The organism is Burkholderia sp. SRS-25 (assembly GCF_004343765.1).
Lineage (GTDB): Bacteria > Pseudomonadota > Gammaproteobacteria > Burkholderiales > Burkholderiaceae > Burkholderia > Burkholderia contaminans.
This window is the reverse complement of sequence record NZ_PTXM01000025.1, coordinates 78,961-93,495: the sequence shown is the minus strand read 5'-3', so window position 1 is coordinate 93,495 and position 14,535 is coordinate 78,961. Positions and strand designations below refer to the sequence as shown.

Annotated in this window: 13 protein-coding genes; 4 read left to right on the top strand and 9 right to left on the bottom strand. The window is 68.9% G+C overall.

What is annotated here, in order from left to right; genetic code table 11:
* Positions 1–27: 27 nt before the first annotated feature.
* From C5O79_RS31370 to C5O79_RS31330, 8 genes are all read right to left on the bottom strand, one after another.
* On the bottom strand, positions 28–714 hold the full coding sequence (locus C5O79_RS31370; protein ID WP_046544958.1) for a YafY family protein: 687 nt from the start codon (positions 712–714) through the stop codon (positions 28–30).
* Positions 715–787: 73 nt separating this feature from the next.
* A complete protein-coding gene (locus C5O79_RS31365; RefSeq protein WP_047851604.1) occupies positions 788–1,192 on the bottom strand; it encodes a VOC family protein in 405 nt (134 codons plus the stop codon).
* Between the two features lie 510 nt (positions 1,193–1,702).
* Positions 1,703–3,004 carry a class I SAM-dependent RNA methyltransferase gene (locus C5O79_RS31360; RefSeq protein WP_131932028.1) on the bottom strand — a complete coding sequence of 434 codons (1,302 nt, stop codon included), beginning with the start codon at positions 3,002–3,004 and terminating at the stop codon, positions 1,703–1,705.
* A 165-nt stretch (positions 3,005–3,169) separates the two neighbouring features.
* Positions 3,170–5,293: a site-specific recombinase gene (locus C5O79_RS31355; RefSeq protein WP_122473577.1), complete on the bottom strand. Its 2,124-nt coding sequence runs from the start codon at positions 5,291–5,293 to the stop codon at positions 3,170–3,172.
* A gap of 474 nt (positions 5,294–5,767) precedes the next feature.
* Positions 5,768–6,496: a PqiC family protein gene (locus C5O79_RS31345; protein WP_046544961.1), complete on the bottom strand. Its 729-nt coding sequence runs from the start codon at positions 6,494–6,496 to the stop codon at positions 5,768–5,770.
* Positions 6,493–8,112 carry an MlaD family protein gene (locus C5O79_RS31340; protein WP_047851601.1) on the bottom strand — a complete coding sequence of 540 codons (1,620 nt, stop codon included), beginning with the start codon at positions 8,110–8,112 and terminating at the stop codon, positions 6,493–6,495. The genes C5O79_RS31345 and C5O79_RS31340 overlap by 4 nt, the downstream gene beginning before the upstream one ends.
* A complete protein-coding gene (locus tag C5O79_RS31335) occupies positions 8,105–8,734 on the bottom strand; it encodes a paraquat-inducible protein A (protein WP_046544963.1) in 630 nt (209 codons plus the stop codon). Before C5O79_RS31335 ends, C5O79_RS31340 begins: the two co-directional genes overlap by 8 nt.
* Positions 8,731–9,396, bottom strand: a complete 666-nt coding sequence (locus C5O79_RS31330) for a paraquat-inducible protein A (RefSeq protein ID WP_046544964.1) — start codon at positions 9,394–9,396, stop codon at positions 8,731–8,733. Before C5O79_RS31330 ends, C5O79_RS31335 begins: the two co-directional genes overlap by 4 nt.
* Positions 9,397–9,655: 259 nt before the next feature.
* Between C5O79_RS31330 and C5O79_RS31325 the strand changes: the two genes are divergently transcribed.
* From C5O79_RS31325 to C5O79_RS31310, 4 genes are all read left to right on the top strand, one after another.
* On the top strand, positions 9,656–10,216 hold the full coding sequence (locus C5O79_RS31325; protein WP_046544965.1) for a cytochrome b: 561 nt from the start codon (positions 9,656–9,658) through the stop codon (positions 10,214–10,216).
* An 8-nt stretch (positions 10,217–10,224) separates the two neighbouring features.
* Positions 10,225–10,785 (top strand): YceI family protein, encoded by a 561-nt coding sequence (locus tag C5O79_RS31320; protein ID WP_046544966.1) that lies wholly within the window; start codon positions 10,225–10,227, stop codon positions 10,783–10,785.
* 65 nt (positions 10,786–10,850) lie between these two features.
* Positions 10,851–11,432, top strand: a complete 582-nt coding sequence (locus tag C5O79_RS31315) for a YceI family protein (protein WP_122473578.1) — start codon at positions 10,851–10,853, stop codon at positions 11,430–11,432.
* 194 nt (positions 11,433–11,626) lie between these two features.
* On the top strand, positions 11,627–12,904 hold the full coding sequence (locus tag C5O79_RS31310) for an MFS transporter (protein ID WP_046544968.1): 1,278 nt from the start codon (positions 11,627–11,629) through the stop codon (positions 12,902–12,904).
* Positions 12,905–12,923: 19 nt separating this feature from the next.
* Here C5O79_RS31310 and C5O79_RS31305 read toward each other — a convergent pair whose 3' ends face one another.
* Complete coding sequence (locus C5O79_RS31305; RefSeq protein ID WP_174242089.1) at positions 12,924–14,477, bottom strand: S41 family peptidase; 1,554 nt, start codon at positions 14,475–14,477, stop codon at positions 12,924–12,926.
* Positions 14,478–14,535 lie beyond the last annotated feature (58 nt).

Here is a 14,535-nt window from a genome sequence, read left to right as displayed (position 1 = left end):
GCGCAACGCGCGTGCCGTCGTGCCGCGTCAGCGCATCGGCGCTTCCGCGATCCGCATGTAGTCGGCGATCCGCCGACCCTCCATGTCCGGAAACTGCTCGTGCACGATGATGTCGCCCATCCGCGCAATGTCGAAGGTGCGGAAATCCTCGCGCAGCTCGCACCACGCGCCGATCGTCCAGCGCCCGCCCCAGTAGACGAGCCCGAGCGGCCACACGCGGCGTTGCGAATGCGCGCCGAGCCGGTCGCGGTAGTCGAAGCTGACGACGTGGCGCGTATCGATGGCCTGGTGGATCGCGTCGACCTTCGCGCAAAACGTCTCGTCGATGTGGAACGACGGCGCGAACACGGGCAGGCGGTCGAGCGCCGTGCGCTTGTCGGCCGGCATCGCCGATGCGATCTTCGCGAGCGCCGAACGCGCACCGCTCGCGAAGCGCGCACCGCCCCAGGTTTCGAGCATGCGTGCGCCGGTGGCGAGCGCCGCGAGCTCCTCGGCCGTGAACGTGAGCGGCGGCAGGCTCGCGTTGCGGTTCAGCCGGTAGCCGATGCCGGCTTCGCCTTCGATCGGCACCCCTGACAGTTGCAGGTCGCGCACGTCGCGATAGACCGTGCGCGGCGACACCGACAGCCAGTCGGCCAGCTGCTGCGCGGTCGTGAGACGACGCCCGCGCAGCAGCTCGGCGATCTGGAACAGGCGGTCGGCACGGCGCGTCATGACGGCACCTCGATTCCAACGGCAGTGGGGACTTCGCGATGATAGCGCCGCGCGCGCCCGACGGCCGCCGTGCTCAGTGGCATTTCGGTGCGTGCAGGCCGACGCGGTTGCCTTCGGTGTCGATCAGGTAGCCGACATAGCCGTAGTTGTTCGGCAGCTCGACGACCGAGCCCTGCACGACGCCGCCCGCACGCTTCGCGCGTTCGAGCGCCGCGACGACCGATTCGCCGGCGTTCAGGTAGACGAGCACGCCGTTCGCGCTCGGCTTCATCTGCTGCGGATCGAACACGATGCTGCCGCCCGTGCTCGATGCGTCGCGGTCGAACGTGGCCATCGGCACGCCGCCGATGACTGCGCGCTGCAGCGTCGTCTGCAGCACGGTTTCGTAAAAACGGATCGCCCGGTCGAAATCGAGGGACGGAATGTCGAACCACGCGATCGCGCGCTCCAGCGTGGCAGTAGCAGTTGCGGACGTCATGACGAGCTCCTTGTTGCGTTGTTATTCGGGTTCGGGAGTAAAGCCAGCCTGCATTGCGCCGGGATTGCAGTGTGAGCGCGGGCTGCTGACACCGTATTGTCAGTAGAGTTGTCAGCCCTGACATGGATGGCGGCCGGGTTCGCGGCGAGCGCGTCGGGATGACGGTGATCCGCCGCGGGCCGACATCTCGGCGAAGCGGCCGAGAGCGATCCGCCGCGCCGGCTGGACGTCAGATGGCGCACGCGTTCAAGGAGGGGGGATCGCGCGTGATCGATCGGCTCGAGCCATACGACGGTGTCGTGAGGCTGGCCGTCACGCAAGACGGTCGTGCCCGGCTCGGAGATGAACCGGGGATGATTCGGAGATTCGCGGCGGCTGGCCGCCCGTGCGAACACGCCTGGAGAGGCTGCTCGAGACGGGGAACGTGCTTTCGTGCGCGCTGCCGAAGCACCGACGCGCGCCGGCAGCATGCGCGGGCGCCGCGCCGGCGGCCCCGCGCGACGGTGCGGCTTACGCGTCGCCTTCCGGCGTGGCCGGACGCGCCTTCACGCTGCCGGCGATCAGGTCGAAGCGGAACAGCCGGCATTCGAGCGCGCCGTTGAACAGCGGCGTCTTCGCCGATTCGCGCAGCCGCAGCTGGCCCGGCAGCGAACGGTCGGACGTCAGCAGGAACGCCTGCCAGCCCGTGAAGCGCTGCTTCAGCGCATCGCCGAGCGCGTTGAAGAACTCGCTGTCGGGGGCGTCGGTGTGGGTGCGGCGGAATGCGTCGTCGTTGCCGCGATTGCGGCCCGTCTCGCGCACCTCGCCGCGCGCGCTGCGGCCGCGCACTTCGATCCGCTCGCCGTACGGCGGGTTCGCGAGGATGATGCCCGGGCCGTCGCACGGCGGCGTCATTCCGCGCGCGTCGACCTGCTTGAGCCATACCGACGGCACGCCTGCACGCTCGAGGTTCGCGCGCGCCTTCTCGAGCATGTCGCCGGAGATGTCGCTGCCGTACACGCCGAGCGCTTCGCCGCGTTTGCCGCGCGCCGCGCGCTTCGCGTCCAGCGCCGGGACCTTCAGCCCTTGCCACGCGGTGATGTCGTACTGCTTGAGTTTCTCGAAGCCGAACCGGCGCTCGACGCCCGGCGCGACGCCGAGCGCGATCTGCGCGGCTTCCGCGAGGAACGTGCCGCTGCCGCACATCGGGTCGTACAGCGCCGTGCCGGGCGTCCAGCCCGTCAGGCGCAGGATGCCGGCCGCGAGGTTTTCGCGCAGCGGCGCCGCGCCCTTGTCGAGACGCCAGCCGCGCTTGAACAGCGGCTCGCCCGACGTGTCGAGGTACAGCGTGCACTCGCCCGCCGTCAGGAACGCGAACACGCGCACGTCCGGCGCACCGGTGTCGATGCTCGGGCGCGCGCCGGTCTTGTCGCGCATCCGGTCGCAGATCGCGTCCTTCACGCGCAACGTCGCGAATTCGAGGCTCTTCAGCGGGGACTTGATCGCGGTGATGTCGACGCGCAGCGTCTGCGTCGCCGCGAACCAGCGCTCCCACGGCTGCTCGAGCGCGAGTGCGTAGACGTCCTGCTCGTTGCGGTACGCGCGGTGCGCGATCTTCAGCAGGACCCGGCTCGCGATCCGCGAATGGAGGTTCGCGGCCATGCCGGCGGCCCAGCCGCCGCTGAAGTGGACGCCGCCCGGCACCTGCGCGCCCGCGGTGAACGGCGCGCCGTTCAGATGGCGGCCGGCGATTTCGGCCAGCTCGGCGGCAAGCGCCGCGTCGAGGCCGCGCGGGCAGGGAGCGAAGAATTCGTACAGGGTGGGCGAGGACATAAGGCGGGTGAGGACGTGCAAAAGTCCACTATTGTACGCGGCGCGGGCGGCCGGGGCCGGCGTTGCGTCGCGTTTCGGTGCTGCGGCGCGGGCCGGGGCGCCGCACAGGCGTGCCAGCAGGCCGCGCGGCGGTGCCCGGGCGGGCACCGCCATGCCGCTGCGGGCTCAGTGCGAGCCCGGCTGGCCGGCGCGCGCGGCCTGGCCGCTGCCCGGCCAGAACAGCGCGAGCGGATTCGACAGCACCGTGCGGACGATCGCGGCGACGAGCGCGCGCACCTTGGTCCGGCGCAGGCTGCGCGAGCGCACGGCCATCGTGAACGCGAGCGCGAAGCTCACGAGCACGTTGAGGATCGCCATGCTGAGCACGCCGGCGCAGGCCCACCACAGCTCGGGGGTGCCGAGCGCATCCTTGCCCAGCACGCCGAGCGCGATGCCGATCGAGCCGGCCGACAGCGTCACGTGCCGCACCTCGAACGGGAACAGGATCACGGTGACGATCGCCGGAACGAGGCCGAGCATCAGGCCGAGCCCGACGTTCGCGACCACGCCGGCCACGTTCGACCGGCAGAAGTGCGCGAGCTTCGCGGCACCGGCCTTGCCGAGCGTGAGGCGCAGCCGGCGGTTGTACGTGAGCGCGTCGCCGACCCGGTGCAGCACGAACCAGTTGTCGGCCCAGCCGGCGAGCAGGCTCGACGCCCACAGCAGCACGCCGGTCAGCGCCGCGTAGAGCGGCGTCGGGCCGAGCAGCGAGAACGAGTGCAGCGTCGCATGCGCCTTCTCCGGCGAGATCAGGTTCGCGTGCAGCAGGTTGCCCGCGAACAGTTGCACCAGCAGGCACACGGGCAGCACGACGAGCACGTTGCCGGAAATCGCGGCGGCCTGCGTGCGGATCAGCGCGATCACCGACGCGACGAACGCCTTCACGCCTTCCTCGTTGCCGGTGTCGTCGAGCTCGCGCGCGAGGGTCGGCGCGGTCATCGCGGGCTGCTTGGTCGCGAGCGTGAAGTGCAGGAAGTGCATCAGCATGAAACTGGCCGCGTAGTTGACGCCCGCAAGCAGCCCCTCGAGCATCGACTGCAGGTGCGCGCCCGTGATCGCGAACTTCACGCACACGGTCACGACGGTGACGAGGCCGCCGCCCGCGGCCATCCGCAGCATCTTCAGGTACTCGGTGCGGCCGCGCGAGATGTAGTGCTCGCCGGTGTCCGCGTTGGTCTCGACGAGCTTGCGCGCGAACAGCGAGAAGTTGCTGCGCACGAGGTGCGACACGCTCTGGCTGTTGTGGTTCGCGTCGACGAGCTCGGCTGTCAGGTGCGCCATGCCGTGCAGGTCGTCGCGCGCCATCCACGCGTTCAGCAGCATCTCGGCGCGCACGATGCGCATGCGCATCCGTTCGACCTGGAACACGATGTCTACCGACACGCCGTTGCGGTACAGGTGCGAGAACACGTCGTCGACGGCGATCCGGCATTCGTCGAGCAGCACGCGCAGGTAGTTCACTTCGTGCAGCAATTTGCTCGGGTCGCCGCCGTCCTCGACGGCCGCATGTGCGGTCTCGACCGCGAGCATCGCGCGCGTGAGGCGGTAGAACGGCTGCGTTTCGAGCGGCTTGCGCGCATCGTCGTCGGAGAGCCGGCTGCGCACCGTCTGCGACAGGCCGGTCGAGCTGATCTGGCAGGTCAGGTTGTGCAGCGCGGCCAGCAGGTCTCGCGAGAACGAGCCCGGCTCGTGGCGCTCTTCGTCGGTGACGTCGAACGAGAGCAGTTCGGCGAGGCGCGTGAGGAGATCGTCGGGCAACGCGTCGATCCATTGCGCGTCTTCCGGCGTCGGGAACATCAGCGTGAAGAGCGCCGACAGCTCGCGGCGGTTCGGCGCGGGCGGGATCAGCGACGAGTCGATCCGCTCGAACAGCGCGCCGAAGAACCCCGAGTGCACGGGCATGCCGGCGTCGCACAGCAACGAAATGCCGTCGCACTCGCGCAGGATGCCGCGCAGGATGCGCGCGGCGTGGGTTTTCCACGCGGGATTGCGATCGAGCACGTGGAACAGGTAGCGCAACCGCGCATGGGCCGGATACGCGCGCGCATCGGCGTCGCGATCGGCCGGCGCGTCGTGCGCGGCCTGCATCGTGCCGGTGCGGCGCAGCCAGTGCGCGAGCTCGATCAGCCATTCGCTGCGCTCGGCGTACGACGCATCGGCGTCGGCGTGCGCGAGCAGCGCATCGAGCTGGTGACCGGCATTGCGCGACGCGCGCCACTTCTTGATCAGGGTCGTCAGGGAACGAAACATAAACGGAATAGCGAAAGCCCTCGGCGGGCGGGTTCGGGATGCCGGCCGGGGAAACGGCGCGGCGCCGGGGAGAACGGGTGAGACGGGGGCCGGTTGCCGGACGATGCGCGGCGACCCGCGATGCGGCTGCCCCGCTGCGGTGCACGCCGATCGCGTGCGGGCGCCGGGAGGCACGGCCGTCGGGCCGAGCGCGGCCCGGCGCCGCTGGCTGGCGCGCACGACGAACGGCGCGAGCCGGAAAGTGCGTAGGATCGTCAATCGGGCCGGAAAACGCAAGCCGACCGTATGGCATGGCGCCGGTTCCGGCCGACTTTGACAAACAATGCAAAGTGGCCTTTTGGCCGATGAGCGTGATGGAAGGCGGCCGGTGCCGCAACGCCGACGGCGGCCAGTGCGTTGGCGACGATCCCGATCACGCCGCCCGAAACCGCGCTGGCGAGCCTGCCGCCGAGCGCTCGCCTTCGCCCAGCCTGCTTACGCGCCGGACTTGCCCGTTGCGCCGGCGTCGCCGCCGGAGGTCGGGTTGGCCGGGCACGGCACGACCGGCGCGGCGGCCGTCCTGCTGCCGGCAGCGGGCGCCGTGGCAGCCGCAGTGCCGCGTCGCGCGGCCATCGCGCGCACGCCGGCCGCGGCTTGCGTGGCAATCACGTCGAGCGCGCGCCGGTGGCCGGCGACGAGCGCGTCGTAGCCGTCGGCAACGGGTTCCGCGACACTCGTGCGGCACGTCATCACGGCCTGCGTGGCGAGCGAGCGCACGCTCCACACGGCGTCGACCGCCGCGCGCCTGGCCGGCCACGATTCGAAACGCTGCACGTTCACGCTGATCCGATACACGGGCACGCCGGGCGGGTACGCGGAATTCGCGACGTCGATCGTGCCGAGCTGCGCGGCGAGATCGTCCGACAGCGCACGGCGGATTTCGTCGGCGGGCGGCGACGCCCAGCGTTCCTGCTCGAGCACGTCGACCTGCGCGGCGTTCTTCTGCACGACCAACTGGCTCTTCGCGACCTGCTCGGGCACGCCGACCGCCGGCACCTCGATCAGGAACGCCGGGTTGGCAGGCGCGGTCCGCAGCGGCGCCGCGGCGTCAGCCGGGCTGAGCGTGTAGAACCGCGCGGGCGGCGAGCTGCACGCGGTGAGCGCGAGGGCGGCGACAGCCGCCGCCGCGCCGCTCACGAAACCGTTCACGCGTGTCGTCGTCATTGTTTATCTCCTGGCTTGCCCTTGAGCAGCGATTCGGGGTGGCGCTCCAGATAGTCGGCGAGCGCGTTCAGCGATTGCAGCGTGCGCGTGAGCTCCTTCAGCGCGCCGCGCACGTCGGACTGCAGCGGCGAATCCTGCTGCAGCGTCGCTTCGGCGGTCGAGAAGGTCTGCTTCGCGGCCGACAGCGTGTCGCGCGCTTCCGGCGCGACCTGCGTGTCGAGCTGCTTGAACAGCTTGTCGGCATTCGCGAGCGCGCTGTTCAGGTTCGCACCGATCTGGTCGAACGGCACCTTGTCGAGCTTCTTCGCGATGTCGGCGACCTGCAGCTGCAGCTCGTCGAGCGTATTCGGCACGGTCGGCAGCTCGAGCGGCTGGCGCGCCGTGTCGATCTTCACGGCCGGCGCCTTCGGGAAGAAGTCGAGCGCGACGTACAACTGGCTCGTCAGCAGGTTGCCGGTGCGCAACTGGCCGCGCAGCCCGTGCTGGACGAGCCGCTCGACGATCTCGCGGCGGGCCGGCTCGCCCTTGCTCTCGATCGTTTCGCGGAAGCGGCGGCCGAGGCGTTCCGGATACACGTTCATCGTCACCGGCATCCGGAAGTTCTTCGTCTTCGGATCGAAGTCGATGCCGATATTCGTCACTTCGCCGAGCACGATGCCGCGGAAGTCGACCGTCGCGCCGACCGCGAGCCCGCGCAGCGACTGGTTGAAGTTCATCACGACCTGCAGCGGCTGGCCGTCCGGGTCGCGCATCGCGTCGCCCTCGTCGGACGCGAGGCGGAACGTCGTGTTGTTCGGCGCCGTCGCGCCGGAGCCCTGGTTCGGCGGCGTCTGGAACGCGATGCCGCCGAGGATCACCGTCGCGAGCGACTGGGTGTTCAGCTTCAGGCCGCTCGAGTCGAGCCGCAGGTCCACGCCGCTTGCCTGCCACCAGCGCGAGTTCACGCCGACGTACTGGTCGTACGGCGCATTGACGAACACGTTGAACGTGACGCCCGTGCCGTCCTTGTCGAGCGAGAAGCCGACCACCTGGCCGACCTGCACGCGGCGGTAGTAGACCGGCGAGCCGATGTCGACCGAGCCGAGCGAATCGCCGCGCAGCACGTACTGCGTGCCTTTCTGGTCGCCCGTGACGGCGGGCGGCGTCTCGAGGCCCGTGAAGTCGGTCAGCGTATCCTCCGAGCGCCCGGCGTCGACGCCGATGTACGCGCCCGACAGCAGCGTGCCGAGCCCCGACACGCCGGTCGCGCCGACGCGCGGCCGCACGATCCAGAAGCGCGAGCCCTTGACCGCGAAGTCCTCCGCTTCCTTCTTGAGCTGCACCTGGACGAGCACGCGCGACAGGTCCTTCGACAGCTTGATCGTCTTGACCATGCCGATCTCGACGTCCTTGTACTTGACCTGGGTCTTGCCGGGCTCGAGTCCTTCGGCGCTATGGAAGCTGATCGTGATTTCCGGGCCGCGCTCGCGCACGGACTTGATCACGAGGCCGATGCCGATCAGCGCGGCGATCAGCGGCACGAGCCAGACGAGCGACGGCAGCCAGCCGCTTTTCGTCGAGATCGTCGGATCGGGCGGCCGGGGCGCGTCCTGCTGCGGGCCTTGTGGACTATTCATGGTGATTCCCTGAGGTTTCGACTGGATCCCAGATCAGGCGGGGATCGAACTGCATCGATGCGAGCATCGTCAGGATCACGACGGAACCGAACGCGAGCGCGCCGGGGCCGGCCGTGATGATGGCGAGCGAACGAAAATGGACGAGCGCGACGGTCAGCGTCACGACGAAGATGTCGAGCATCGACCAGCGGCCGATGCGTTCGACGATCCGGAACAGGCGCGTGCGCTGCAGCGGCCGCCAGGCGGTGCGTCGCTGCGCACTGATCACGAGGATCAGCAGCACGCCGAGCTTGAGCATCGGCACGAGAATGCTCGCGACGAACACGACGACGGCGAGCGGCCAGTCGCCGGAGACCCAGAAATAGATCACGCCGCTCATGATCGTGTCTTCCTGCGAGCCGACGATCGACGCGGTGCGCATGATCGGCAGCAGGTTCGCGGGAATGTAGAGGATCGCGGCGGCGAGCAGCAGCGCCCACGTGCGCATCAGGCTGTTCGGCGTGCGGAAATGGAGCGCGCTGCCGCAGCGCGCGCAATGTGCGTGCGGGTGGTCGAGCGTCTGCACGAGGCCGCATGCGTGGCAGCTGGCGTAGCCCTCGCGGGCGGCGGTCGGGATCGTCATCGGCGGGCGGCTTCCGGCGGCGGGGCGGCATCGTCGGGCTGCCCGGGCGAGCGGCCGGCGCGCAGGTCGTCGGCGATGTCCCACAGCGTGCGCGGATCGAACATCAGCACGACGGCGATCATCAGCGTGAGCGCGGCGAACGCGAACAGCGCGGCCTCGGGAACGACCCTTGCGAGACTCACCATCTTCACGATCGTGACGAGGATGCCGAGCATGAACACCTCGATCATGCCCCACGGCCGCACGAGCTCGATCGCGCGCAGCACCAGGTTGAAGCCGGGCGGTACGACGCCGCGCCGTATCGGCAGCAGCAGGTACAGCAGCGCGGACATCTCGACGAGCGGGAACAGCACGGTCGAGCAGAACACCATCACGCCGACGATCGCCATGTCCTGGTGCCACAGCGAATCGATCGCGCCGATCAGCGTGGTCTGCACGCGGTTGCCGTTCACGTCCATTTCGAGGATCGGAAACGCCTGCGCGATCGAGAACGTGATCAGCGCCGCGAGCGCGAGCGCGCAGATCCGCTCGATCTGCGCGGTGCTGTTGCGATAGAGCAGCGCATCGCAGCGCGGGCAGCGCGCGATTTCACGTCCGCTCAGGCGCGGTTTGTGCAACAGTGCGTCGCACTCGTGGCAGGCAATCAGGTCGTTTCGTTGCATGGAAAAGGCAGTGGTGCGACGGCTGGGGAGACGCGTCGACGGGGCCGGAACCCGCGCCAATCTTACCAAAAGGCCTTTTTCGGCGTGTCAACGATCGAGGGTTCGGTGACTGATCGGTAACATGACGGGAAGCTGTCAGCCGGCTGGCGGGCCTGTCTTCAGAGTCCGCGCGCGTCAAAAGGTTGCGGTAGCATGGCGCCCTTGACATGCGTCGGACGAATTTACCGGCGCAGCCGTTCGCTGAACTGAGGAACCCAAGATGGCATCGAAATCGCCGCCGGCCGTGCCGGCACGCTACGCGCATACCGCGATCGCACTGCACTGGCTGATCGCGCTGCTGATCGTCTGCGGCTTCGCGCTCGGCTGGGTAATGACGGACATTCCCGGCTTCACGCCGACCAAGCTGAAGTACTTCTCGTGGCACAAGTGGATCGGCGTGACGGTGTTCGCGCTGGCCGTCGTGCGCGTGCTGTGGCGTGCGACCCACGTGCCGCCGGCGCTGCCGGGCGGTACGCCCGCGTGGCAGCGCGCGGCGTCGCACGGCGTGCACATGCTGCTGTACGTGCTGATGATCGCGATCCCGGTGACGGGCTACCTGTACAGCTCGGCGTCGAACATCCCGGTCGTCTATCTCGGCATCGTGCCGCTGCCGCGCCTGATCGACCCCGATCCGGCGCTCAAGGAAACCTTCAAGACGCTGCATGTGTCTTTGAATTACATTCTGCTTGCGCTCGTCGCGATGCACGTGCTCGCGGCGCTCAAGCACCAGCTGTTGGACCGCGACGGCCTGTTGTCGCGCATGCTTCCCTTTGCCAAATGAAGGATCCCATGAAAGTGTCTTTCTCCCGCTCCATGCTGACCGCGTTCGCCGCGGCGGCGCTTGTCGCGTCGGGCGCGGCGCATGCCGACGTCGATCTCGCGAAGAGCAAGGTGTCCGCCGTGTCGAAACAGATGAACGTACCGACCGAAGGCGCGTTCAAGAAGTTTTCCGCGCAGGTGAAGTTCGACCCGGCGAAAGCTGCGCAAGGCAGCGCGCAAATGACGATCGACGTCGCGAGCTTCGACCTCGGCGACAAGATGTACAACGACCAGGTCGCGGGCAAGGACTGGTTCGACGCGAAAGCCTATCCGCAGGCGACGTTCGTGTCGTCGGCGATCGCGCCGGCCGGCGGCAACAAGTACAACGTGACCGGCAAGCTGACGATCAAGGGCAAGGCCGAGACCGTCACGGTGCCCGTCACGGTCGCGCAAAACGGCGCGACGCAGACCTTCGACGGCGTGCTGCCGATCAAGCGTTCGGCCTTCAACGTCGGTACCGGCGAGTGGAAGGACACGTCGATCGTCGCGGACGAAGTGCAGATCAAGTTCCATCTCGTCGCCACGAAGTAAGCGGCGGGTTGCCGCCTCAACTGAATGCCGCGCGAGGGCGCGGCGCCGTTCCCAGGAGAAAAAGTTTGAAAAAGCATCTGATCATCGCCGCAGGCGCGCTGGCCGCTTCGCTGTCGTTCTCGGCGTTTGCCGACACCGCAACGTACCAGTTCGACCCGAGCCACACGTACCCGAGCTTCGAGGCCGACCACTTCGGCGGCCTGTCGGTCTGGCGCGGCAAGTTCGACAAGTCGAGCGGCACCGTGACGCTCGATCGCGCGGCGAAGACGGGCACGGTCGACGTGACGACCGACATCGCGTCGATCCACACCGGCAGCGCGAAGCTCGACGAGCACCTGCAGACGGCCGAATTCTTCGATGCAGCGAAGTTCCCGCAGGCGAACTACAAGGGCACGATCAAGTTCGACGGCGACAAGCCGGTATCGGTGGTCGGCAACCTGACGCTGCATGGCGTCACGAAGCCGCTGACGCTGAAGATCGATTCGTTCAAGTGCATGCCGCACCCGATGCTCAAGCGTGAAGTGTGCGGTGTCGACGCCGTCGGCGAATTCAGCCGCGACGATTTCGGCCTCGACTACGGCAAGCAGTACGGCTTCAAGATGAAGACGAAGCTGCTGATCACGGCCGAAGCGGTCAAGCAGCAGTAAGACTTCCCGGCGAGGCCGGCCGTCGCACCGGCCGCCGCGTGCAAACCGCCGCGCTCCCGTTACCGGGGGCGCGGCGGTTTTTTTTGCGCGCCTATAATCGCCCGAGCGCAGCATGCGGCCATGCGGCGCCGGGCAGGCCGACGGCGCGCGAGCGGCCGCCCCGCACAGAACGTACAACGACAAGGAGATCGCCGATGCATGCCGTCACGCAGTCCAGCTCCATTGCTTCGTCGCCGCGCGTGTGGCGCGCGGTGGTCGCCGCGTCGATCGGCAATGCGCTCGAGTGGTTCGATCTCGTCGTCTACGGCTTCTTCGCGGTGACGATCTCGAAGCTGTTCTTCCCGGCCGGCAACGACACCGTGTCGCTGCTGCTCACGCTCGGCACGTTCGGCGTGTCGTTCTTCATGCGCCCGCTCGGCGCGATCGTGCTCGGCGCGTATGCCGACCGCGCGGGCCGCAAGGCCGCGCTCACGCTGTCGATCCTGCTGATGATGGGCGGCACGCTGATCATCGCGGTGCTGCCGACGTACGAGACGATCGGCGTCGCGGCGCCGGTGATCCTCGTCGCCGCGCGGCTGATGCAGGGCTTCTCGGCCGGCGGCGAGTTCGGCAGTGCGACTGCGTTCCTCGCCGAGCACGTGCCGGGCCGGCGCGGCTTCTTCGCGAGCTGGCAGGTCGCGAGCCAGGGGCTCACGACGCTGCTCGCCGCCGGCTTCGGCACCGTGCTGAACGCGCAGCTCACGGCCGCGCAGATGGCGTCGTGGGGCTGGCGCGTGCCGTTCTTCTTCGGCCTGCTGCTCGGGCCGGTCGCGTACTACATCCGCACGAAGGTCGACGAGACGCCGGAATTCCTCGCCGCGGAAGGCACCGCGAACCCGCTGCGCGACACGTTCGCGTCGCACAAGGCGCGCCTCGTCGCCGCGATGGGCGTGGTCGTGCTCGGCACCGTCGCGACCTATCTCGTGCTGTTCATGCCGACCTACGGCGTGAAGCAACTCGGCCTCGCGCCGTCGGCCGCGTTCGCGGCGATCCTCGTCGTCGGCGTGATCCAGATGGCGTTCGCGCCGCTCGTCGGCCACTGGTCGGACACCTACGGCCGCGTACGCGTGATGATCGCGCCGGCCGTCGGCATCCTCGTGCTGATCTACCCGGCATTCGCGTACCTGGTCGCCCATCCGGGCTTCGGCACGCTGATCGCGCTGCAGGTGCTGCTCGCGTTCCTGATGACGGGCTATTTCGCGGCGCTGCCGGGTTTGCTGTCCGAAGTGTTTCCGGTGCAGACGCGCACGACCGGAATGTCGCTCGCGTATAACGTGGCGGTGACGATCTTCGGCGGCTTCGGGCCGTTCATCATCGCGTGGCTGATCAAGGCGACCGGGATGAAGACCGCGCCGAGCTTCTACCTGATGTTCGCGGCCGTGCTGAGCCTCGTGGCGCTGGTCGTGCTGCGCAAGCGGTTCGGCTTTCGGTGACAGGACGGAGCGGCGCGCGTCAGTTGCCGGCGCGCTCGCATACGGGCTGCGCCGGCATCAGCTGCGGTCTGGCTTCGACGGTCCGCACCGGGCGCCCGGCGAGTGCCGCAAGCGCCTGATCGAGCTGCCAGTCGGTTGCCGTGCCGAACTCGCGCTGCGGCAGCGCCGCGCTCTTCGCCGTATCGATCTTCGCGAGCGCACGCTGCTCGCGCAGCTTCTGCCGTTCCTTGCGCACCTTCGCGAACGGATCGGGCGCAAGCCGGTCCGCATACGGTGCACGGGCGAGATCGGCTTCCCGGTACCACAGCAGCACGCCGTCGACGTCCGAGTCGCGACGCGGCGGCACGAGCCAGTCCGGCACGACGCCGTAGCCGTCCATCGGGCAGCCGTTCGGCCGCAGGTTGCGCGCGTACGTGAAATTCAGGCGCGTGCCGTCGATCAGGTCGACGCCCGTTTGCGCGAGCCCCTTCCCGTAGGTCGGCATGCCGAGCAGCTTCGCGCGGCCGAGATCCTTCAGCGCCGCCGCGGTCGCTTCGGCGGCCGATGCGCTCTGCCCGTCGACGAGTACGACGAGCGGCACGGTGCGCCACCAGTCGTCGGCCAGCAGCGGCGCGAGCGGATCCTGGCCGTGCATGACCGGCAATTCGTAGTCGGGCCAGTTGGTCGTGTAGCGGCGGCGGTTGGCGTCGCCGCGCTCGACCGTCACCATCGCGGTGCGATCGCGTCCCGCGAACAGCGCGGTGATGCCGATCGCGGCATTGAGTGCGCCGCCGCCGTTGATGCGCAGGTCGAGAATCACGCCTTTCACCGGCGGCCCCGCGCGGCGCGCGGCCTGTACTGCGTCGACGTAGTCGCCGACCGCCGGTTCCGGGAAGCTCGACAGCCGCGTGTACAGGATGTCGCCGTCGAGCCGTTTCGCGGTCGCCGGATGCGGCTTGAGGATCGTTCGCACGGGCGCGAAGCTCAGCACCGCGTGCGACGGGCCGCGCTGGACCGTGAGCTTCAGCGGCACGCCTGCGTCGCCCTTGGCGAGTTTGGCCAGGTCGGCGGCATCGATGCCGACGACGCTCGTATCGTTCATCGCGACGACGAGATCGTCGGGGCGCACGCCGGCTTTTTCCGCGGGCGCGTCGGGAGTCACGTCGACGATGTGCAGCCCGTCGGGCCGCGTCTCGAACACGATGCCGATGCCGGGCGTGCCGTCGCGCGCGCGACGTTCGTCGTCGCGCCGCTCCTGTTCCTCCTTCGCGTCGAAGAAACGTGCGTACGGCAGCGTCTTGATTCCCGCGTGGGTCGTTGCGTCGAGCAGCGCGCCGATGTCGATGTCGGTCAGGTGCTGCTTCTTGAGCAATTCGACGGCCGCCTTGAGCTCGCAGATCTGCGGCTCCCAGTCGGGCGGGCAGGGCGAGGGCGGCTGGGCCTTGGCGGGCGACGCGGCGGGTGCAGAGGCGGCAGACGCGGGCGGGGCGGACGCCGGCTGTTGCGCACCGACGGACGACACGCACGGCAGGAGCGTGGCCGTGACGGCAGCGCAAACGGCAAGGCGAAGAACGACACGCGTGGAAGGCATCATCGGGACCGCGCATTTGAACGGAGAGCGAAGGTGCTGTTCCGCTGACGCACGGCGGGCG

Coding starts and splice junctions, on each gene's coding strand:
- C5O79_RS31370 (WP_046544958.1), bottom strand. CDS start 714: ATGACGCGCCGTGCCGACCGCCTGTTCCAGATCGCCGAGCTGCTGCGC.
- C5O79_RS31365 (WP_047851604.1), bottom strand. CDS start 1,192: ATGACGTCCGCAACTGCTACTGCCACGCTGGAGCGCGCGATCGCGTGG.
- C5O79_RS31360 (WP_131932028.1), bottom strand. CDS start 3,004: ATGTCCTCGCCCACCCTGTACGAATTCTTCGCTCCCTGCCCGCGCGGC.
- C5O79_RS31355 (WP_122473577.1), bottom strand. CDS start 5,293: ATGTTTCGTTCCCTGACGACCCTGATCAAGAAGTGGCGCGCGTCGCGC.
- C5O79_RS31345 (WP_046544961.1), bottom strand. CDS start 6,496: ATGACGACGACACGCGTGAACGGTTTCGTGAGCGGCGCGGCGGCGGCT.
- C5O79_RS31340 (WP_047851601.1), bottom strand. CDS start 8,112: ATGAATAGTCCACAAGGCCCGCAGCAGGACGCGCCCCGGCCGCCCGAT.
- C5O79_RS31335 (WP_046544963.1), bottom strand. CDS start 8,734: ATGACGATCCCGACCGCCGCCCGCGAGGGCTACGCCAGCTGCCACGCA.
- C5O79_RS31330 (WP_046544964.1), bottom strand. CDS start 9,396: ATGCAACGAAACGACCTGATTGCCTGCCACGAGTGCGACGCACTGTTG.
- C5O79_RS31325 (WP_046544965.1), top strand. CDS start 9,656: ATGGCATCGAAATCGCCGCCGGCCGTGCCGGCACGCTACGCGCATACC.
- C5O79_RS31320 (WP_046544966.1), top strand. CDS start 10,225: ATGAAAGTGTCTTTCTCCCGCTCCATGCTGACCGCGTTCGCCGCGGCG.
- C5O79_RS31310 (WP_046544968.1), top strand. CDS start 11,627: ATGCATGCCGTCACGCAGTCCAGCTCCATTGCTTCGTCGCCGCGCGTG.
- C5O79_RS31305 (WP_174242089.1), bottom strand. CDS start 14,477: ATGATGCCTTCCACGCGTGTCGTTCTTCGCCTTGCCGTTTGCGCTGCC.